We start from the raw sequence: 2,644 nt of genomic DNA on the forward strand, positions 1-2,644 counted from the left end.
GCGTGGGCGTGCGGTTCCGAATGTCTCCAGTGGCGTGCGCCATGGCCTGGCGCGCGTGCTGTCCAAGGCCGGCGTGTGCTCGCGCAGCGAGGCCGCGCGCTGGATCGCCGAAGGCCGTGTGCGGGTGTCCGGCCGCATCGTCCGCGATCCGGAGTTTCCGATTGGCCAGCCGGCGCCGCCGATCGAGCTCGACGGCCAGCCGCTGGCAGCGCCACAACGCCTGTACCTGATGCTCAACAAGCCGCGCGGGGTGGTGACCACCGTGCAGGATGAGCGCGGCCGCGACACCGTGTATCGCTGCTTTGATGGTGCCGGCCTGCCATGGATCGCACCGGTCGGGCGGTTGGACAAGGCCAGCGAAGGGCTGCTGCTGTTCAGCAATGATCCGCAGTGGGCTGCGCGCCTGACCGACCCGCAGAGTGGGCCGGACAAGACCTACCACGTGCAGGTGGATGGCATGCCCGATCACGCCACCCTGGAGGCACTGCAGGCGGGCGTGGAGGACGAAGGCGAGTTCCTCGCCGCCCAGTCCGTGCGCGTGCTGCGCAGCGGTGACAAGACCGCATGGCTGGAGGTGGTCCTCGACGAGGGCCGCAACCGCCATATCCGCCGCCTGTTGGCGGCCTTCGACCTGCAGGTGCTGCGCCTGGTCCGGGTTGCGATCGGTGGGCTGGTGCTCGGCGATCTCGGCAAGGGCCAATGGCGGGTTCTGGAGGTCAGCGACCAGCAGCGGCTGGGGGCCGCTGCACCGGGCTGACCATCGCCCGCGGCCGGCGGTTGCCGGCCACCGTTCCAGGCGTAGGGGCGCCTGGTTGTTGAATTTCCCGAACGGAGCCTGCCCATGTACCACCTGACCCTCAACCAAACCCTGCGCTGTGCAGGCCTGCTGCTGCCGATGGTGTTGCTGACCGCCTGTGGCGGCCACAAGAAGGTGGCCAAGGCGGAAACGCCGGCCGAGACCCCCGTGGTGGAAGTGAAGACCCCGGAGCTGGATGGCCGCGGCAGCTACCGCTTCCTGATGAGCGACGGCGACAGGAAGATGACCGCCGACGAGTTCGATGCCTGGATGAAGGCCAACGGCATCCGCGTTGCCAAGGGCAATGGCCAGGACGCCGCCGCCAAGCCGGTGGTGGTGGCCAGCAAGGATCAGCCCAAGGACAAGAAGAAAAAGAAATAAGGCCTGCGGGTGCCGACCCTGGTCGGCACGTCCTCAAGCCCCGGTGGGTGCCGACCCTGGTCGGCACGCTCTGCGTGTGGGATCAACCCTTGATCACGCCCAGCTCGACGCCGATGCGGGTGAAGGCATCGATCGCGCGGTCCAGGTGCTCGCGGCTGTGTGCCGCACTGATCTGGGTGCGGATGCGGGCCTGGCCCTTGGGCACTACCGGGAAGAAGAAGCCGATCGCATAGATGCCTTCTTCGAGCAGGCGCTCGGCGAACTTCTGTGCCAGTGGCGCGTCGTACAGCATCACCGGGCTGATCGGATGCACGCCCGGCTTCACGTCGAAGCCGGCGGCGGTCATCTTCTCGCGGAAGTAGGCGGTGTTCTCGGCCAGGGTGCCGCGCAGGTCGTCAGCGGCGGCCAGCATCTCGAACGCCTTGATGCCGGCGGCGACCACGTGCGGTGGCAGCGAATTGGAGAACAGGTACGGGCGCGAGCGCTGGCGCAGCAGTTCGATCACCTCGGCGCTGGCGCAGGTGAAGCCGCCCAGTGCACCGCCCATGGCCTTGCCCAGGGTGCCGGTGATGATGTCGATCTTCTCCAGTACGCCCTTGACCTCGGCCGAGCCACGGCCGGTGGCGCCGAGGAAGCCGGTGGCATGGCATTCGTCGATGTGCACCAGCGCGTTGTACTTCTTCGCCAGCGCGGTGATCTCGTCCAGCGGCGCGATGAAGCCGTCCATCGAGAACACGCCATCGGTGGTGATCAGCTTGGTCTTACAGCCGGCGGCATCGGCGGCCTGCAGCTGGGCTTCCAGGTCGGCCATGTCACAGTTGGCGTAGCGGAAGCGCTTGGCCTTGCACAGGCGAACGCCGTCGATGATGGACGCATGGTTCAGCGCGTCGGAGATGATCGCGTCGTTCTCGCCGAGCAGCGGCTCGAACAGGCCACCGTTGGCGTCGAAGCAGGCCGCATACAGGATGGTGTCCTGCTTGCCGAAGAAGTCGGCGATCTGCTTCTCCAGCTGCTTGTGCAGGTCCTGGGTGCCACAGATGAAGCGCACCGAGGCCATGCCGAAGCCGTGGGTATCCAATGCGTCCTTGGCGGCCTGGATCAGGTCCGGATGGTCGGCCAGGCCCAGGTAGTTGTTGGCACAGAAGTTCAGCACCTTGCGGCCGTCGTCGAGGGTGATCTCGGCCGACTGGGGGCTGGTGATGATCCGCTCGGACTTGAACAGGCCCTGGGCGCGGATGGCGTCCAGTTCCTCGGCGTAGTGGCGGGTCAGGGCGGAGGAGGCGTCGGTCATGGCGTGGGCACGGCTCAGCACGGGGAAACCGCCGATTCTACCGGGCAACGATGGCCATCGACCGGGCCGGGCGGGGCACCGCCATGGCCGGCACATGTTGCATCGCAATAGCAAACGGGTTAAAAATTCGTGAACCGCGCCTGTCTGGCGCCGGTTGCCCGCTCCCCCTTCCCGCC

3 protein-coding genes are annotated in these 2,644 nt (G+C 67.2%); 2 read left to right on the forward strand and 1 reads right to left on the reverse strand.

The genetic code is table 11. The features are described from left to right. The first annotated feature begins 34 nt into the window (after window positions 1-34). Together O0J73_RS22095 and O0J73_RS22100 are read left to right on the forward strand one after the other, a co-directional pair. The gene (locus O0J73_RS22095) at window positions 35-757 is read left to right on the forward strand and encodes a pseudouridine synthase (protein ID WP_197563989.1); all 723 of its coding nucleotides are present in this window, start codon (window positions 35-37) and stop codon (window positions 755-757) included. Window positions 758-841: 84 nt separating this feature from the next. Next, the gene (locus tag O0J73_RS22100) at window positions 842-1,177 is read left to right on the forward strand and encodes a hypothetical protein (RefSeq protein WP_049457302.1); all 336 of its coding nucleotides are present in this window, start codon (window positions 842-844) and stop codon (window positions 1,175-1,177) included. An 82-nt stretch (window positions 1,178-1,259) separates the two neighbouring features. On the opposite strand, the gene kbl is transcribed toward O0J73_RS22100, so the two are convergent. After that, window positions 1,260-2,468, reverse strand: coding sequence for a glycine C-acetyltransferase (gene kbl, locus O0J73_RS22105; RefSeq protein WP_008268606.1), 1,209 nt, complete (start codon window positions 2,466-2,468; stop codon window positions 1,260-1,262). Between the last annotated feature and the right edge of the window lie 176 nt (window positions 2,469-2,644).

Origin of the sequence: Stenotrophomonas sp. Sm6012, assembly GCF_030985895.1 — a bacterium.
GTDB classification, from domain to species: Bacteria; Pseudomonadota; Gammaproteobacteria; order Xanthomonadales; family Xanthomonadaceae; genus Stenotrophomonas; species Stenotrophomonas forensis.

Excerpts from the sequence above, each read along its gene's own strand:
- O0J73_RS22100 (WP_049457302.1), top strand. The coding sequence starts at position 842 with ATGTACCACCTGACCCTCAACCAAACCCTGCGCTGTGCAGGCCTGCTG.
- kbl (WP_008268606.1), bottom strand. The coding sequence starts at position 2,468 with ATGACCGACGCCTCCTCCGCCCTGACCCGCCACTACGCCGAGGAACTG.